This window comes from Novosphingobium sp. (genome assembly GCF_019748365.1).
In the GTDB taxonomy this organism is placed as follows: Bacteria; Pseudomonadota; Alphaproteobacteria; order Sphingomonadales; family Sphingomonadaceae; genus Novosphingobium.
In genome coordinates this window covers 1-3,643 of record NZ_JAIEPN010000022.1, presented here as the reverse complement: position 1 = coordinate 3,643, position 3,643 = coordinate 1, and the positions used below count along the sequence as shown (strand labels likewise).

Below are 3,643 nucleotides of genomic sequence, written 5' to 3'. Positions count from 1 at the left end.
TTGGAGAACGGCCAGGGCGTGTACATCGACCAGTTGGCGAGGTCCGGCTTCCAGTCCATCGCCATGCGGTAGGTCTCTTCCAGCGTCTCCGCCGTCTCGTTCTCCAGCCCCACGATGAACTGCGCCTCGACGAGGATATCCGCCTCGCGCAACAGACGGATCGCCTTCTTGTTCTGCTCGACGGTGGTTTCCTTGTTGAACAGATCGAGCTTCAGCTGCGCCGCCGCCTCGGTCCCCAAGGACACGTGGACCAGCCCCGCCTTGCGGTAGAGCGCAAGGTATTCCTCATCGCGCAGAATATCGGTTACGCGGGTGTTGATGCCCCACTGGATCCTGTCCGGCAGGCCGCGCGCAATCAGTTCCTCGCAGAAGGCGATGAACTTCTTGCGGTTGATCGTCGGCTCCTCGTCGGCAAGGATGAAGAAGCCGACGTCGTAATCGTTCACCAGTGTCTCGATCTCGTCGACCACCGCCTTCGGGTCCCGAATCCGGTAATCGCGCCAGAACTTCCATTGCGAGCAGAACGAGCAGGTGAACGGGCAGCCCCGCGCCATATTGGGAATGGCGACCCGCTTGCCGAGCGGGATGTAGATGTATTTGCCCCACTCCAGAATGCCCCAGTCGGGCTTGATCTTCTCAAGGTCCTTCACCGTCGGCGCAGCCTTGGTGGCGATGATGTCTGCCCCATCGAGGAACGCGAGCCCCTCGATTTCGTGCCGCGCCAATGGCCAGCGCCCGTCATCGATCGCGCGCACGAGTTCGAGCAGGATTTCCTCGCCCTCCCCGCGCACGATCACGTCGATCCACGGCGCTTCGGTCAGCACCTGCTTGAACATGAAAGTCGCATGCACCCCGCCCAGCATCGTGATGATCGCGGGCGAGACTTTCTTGGCGATCTTCAGCGTCTCCTCGGCCTTGTAGATCGAGGGCGTGATCGCGGTGGTGCCGACCACATCGGGCTTCAACTCACGGATGCGCGCTTCGAGCGCCGCGTCATCCACATGGTCGGTCATCGCATCGATGAAATGGACGTCGTCGTAGCCCGCGCCCCTCAGCGCTCCCGCCAGATAGGCCGCCCACGCGGGAGGCCAGTTCCCCGCAATCTCCGCGCCGCCGGAATGGTAATTCGGATGAACGAGAAGAATGCGCATGATCTGTCACTCCCACTGGACAGATCAAGGCTCCATGGTTTTGGACACTGGATCATTGATCCAGCGCAACTCGCGTTTCAGCCGGCAGCGACCATATCGATGCGCTGCAGCACCAGCGGCAACTGGTCGTTGCCGAAGTACATGAAGGCCCCATCGACGAAGATCGTCGGCGAGCCATAAGCCCCGCGCGCAATCGCCTCGTCGGTGTTCGCGCGCAGCCGCGCCTTCACGTCATCGCTGCCCGCAGCCGTCCGCAGCGCAGCACCATCTAGCCCGCAAGCATTGGCGATATCCTCCAGCACCGCAGGATCATCGATATTGCGCGCGTCGCCAAAATAGGCCTCGAACGCGGCCTCGCTGAAGTGCAGCAAATCCTCCGGCCGATCTTCCAGCGCGCAGCAAAAGCGCATCGCATGGACCGACTTAACCGGATGGAACTCGGACGGGAAATTCATCCTCAGCCCCGCCAGCCGCGCCCATTCCTTCAGCCAAACGAAGCTCAGTCGGAACTTAGGATTGTCCGGGTTGGCGCGGCTTTCATAGACGCTCTGGTTCACCGCATTGAACACCCCGCCGACCAGAAACGGCCGCCAGGTGACCGCCACATCGCGCCCGGCAATTGCTGCGCGGAAATTGTGAAACGCCAGCCGCGTCCACGGCGAGGAGAGGTCATAGAAAAACTCGACGCGCACGCTCATGCCTGATCCCCATCCTTTATTCCGAACAGCACCCGCCGCGTCTCGGCATCGTCCTGCGGCCGCTTGTTGATCCGATCCCGCCCCACGGCCATGCCGCGCCGCAAACCCGGCCGCTCCTTGAGCCGGTCATACCAGGCTTTCAGCGCCGCGAATTCCTCCAGCGGAATGCCTTGCGCCTTCCATGTCTGGATCCACGGAAAGCAGGCCATGTCGGCAATCGAATAGTCCGCGCCTGCAACATGTTCGTGCCGCGCCAATTGCCGATCCAGCACGCCATAGAGCCGCAGCGCCTCGGCCCGGTAGCGCTCGGTGGCGTAGGCGATCCGCTCGGGCGCATAGAGCCGGAAGTGCCCGTGCTGCCCCAACATCGGCCCGAGGCCACCGACCTGCCAGAACAGCCATTCCAGCACCGCCTTGCGCCCGCGCAGATCGGCGGGGAGGAATTGCCCCGTCTTCTCCGCGAGATAAACGAGGATCGCCCCTGTCTCGAACACCGGCACCGGCTCGCCGCCATCGGCCGGCGCGTGATCGACAATCGCCGGGATGCGATTGTTGGGGCTCACCGCGAGAAAATCGGGCGCAAACTGCTCGCCCTTGCCGAGGTTGACCCACTTCACCTCATAGGGAAGCGCGCATTCCTCGAGCATGATGGAAATCTTCCACCCGTTCGGCGTGGGCGCGGTCAGCAATTCGATCATCGCCGCTCCTCGATCTGGCCAGCGGCGCAAGGCATCCCACGAGAGCGCCACACATGCAACGCCGGGCAGACCTGCCAAAAACTACAGGCTGGCAAAGGTCGCCACGATCCACTTCTGGATCAGGCGGATCGCGGGAAGCCGCCGCAAATCGCGGTGGACGATCAGCCAGGGCTGGCGCGGCGGAAGCGACGCGGCAAGCGGGATCTCCACCAGCGTCTGTGTCCTTGCCGCAAAGGGCGCGGGCAGCAGCGCGATCCCGGCCCCGCTGAGCGCCGCCGTCAGCAGCGCGCGCGTGCTCCCCGTGCGCATCACCACGCTGTCGTCCAGCCCGCGCCGGGTCACCCAGTCAAGCTCCGGCAGCCGCCCGTAGCTGTCATCATAGACGAGCAGTCGTTCGGCCTTCAGATCGATGTCGGCGGGCGCGCGCCCCGCCAGATAGGCCGGCGCCGCAAACAGCCCCAGCCGGATTTCCGCCAGCCGCCTTGCATAGAGGCTCGCGCCTTCGGGGCGGACCATGCGGACCGCAAGATCGGCATCGCGCCCGGCAAGGCTGACCACATCGGCCTGCGATTGCAGGTGCACCGGAAAATCCGCCCCGCTCGCCAACAGCCGGTCGAACGCCGGTGCCAGCACATCGGAAATCACGAACTCGGTCGCGGAAATCCGCACCGGCACTTGCGCCCCGCCCTTGCGCAGGCTGTCCGCCACGCGCCGCACGCGCAGCAATTGTTCGGCGAGCGGCTCGGCCGCCTCTGCAATGGCAAGCCCGCCTGCGGTCAGCCGCGCACCATCGGCGCGGCGGTCGACGAGGGAAACGCCCAGCGCGGCCTCCAGCGTCTCGATCCGGCGCGAGACGGTGGAAATGGCCACCCCGCGCGCCTTGGCCGCCGCGCTCAAGGTGCCTGCCTCGCGAATGGCGATCAGATCGGCAAGGTCCTGCGGATTGACGGTCACGGCACCGCTCCTCGCGAAAACGGAAAGGCGATTTGCCACATCGCAAACTTGCAGGTGCCGCACAATTGTCAACACCGGGATAAAAACGGGCCAGGCACCGGTTTAAAAAGGGGCCAGTTGGGTTGAATAAAAAGCCCCATGG

4 protein-coding genes are annotated in these 3,643 nt (G+C 64.2%); all 4 read right to left on the bottom strand.

Annotated elements, in window-relative coordinates; genetic code table 11:
• On the bottom strand, nucleotides 1–1,151 hold a 1,151-nt coding region (bchE, locus tag K5Q19_RS03250), incomplete at its 3' end, for a magnesium-protoporphyrin IX monomethyl ester anaerobic oxidative cyclase (protein WP_292941120.1).
• A 77-nt stretch (nucleotides 1,152–1,228) separates the two neighbouring features.
• Nucleotides 1,229–1,849 (bottom strand): 2-hydroxychromene-2-carboxylate isomerase, encoded by a 621-nt coding sequence (locus tag K5Q19_RS03245; protein WP_292941118.1) that lies wholly within the window; start codon nucleotides 1,847–1,849, stop codon nucleotides 1,229–1,231.
• Nucleotides 1,846–2,547, bottom strand: a complete 702-nt coding sequence (locus K5Q19_RS03240; protein ID WP_292941116.1) for a glutathione binding-like protein — start codon at nucleotides 2,545–2,547, stop codon at nucleotides 1,846–1,848. The genes K5Q19_RS03245 and K5Q19_RS03240 overlap by 4 nt, the downstream gene beginning before the upstream one ends.
• Nucleotides 2,548–2,628: 81 nt before the next feature.
• A complete protein-coding gene (locus K5Q19_RS03235; RefSeq protein ID WP_292941114.1) occupies nucleotides 2,629–3,501 on the bottom strand; it encodes a LysR family transcriptional regulator in 873 nt (290 codons plus the stop codon).
• Nucleotides 3,502–3,643 lie beyond the last annotated feature (142 nt).

Bases quoted from the DNA above. Each gene is read 5' to 3' on its own strand.
- K5Q19_RS03245 (WP_292941118.1), bottom strand. From the start codon at position 1,849: ATGAGCGTGCGCGTCGAGTTTTTCTATGACCTCTCCTCGCCGTGGACG.
- K5Q19_RS03240 (WP_292941116.1), bottom strand. From the start codon at position 2,547: ATGATCGAATTGCTGACCGCGCCCACGCCGAACGGGTGGAAGATTTCC.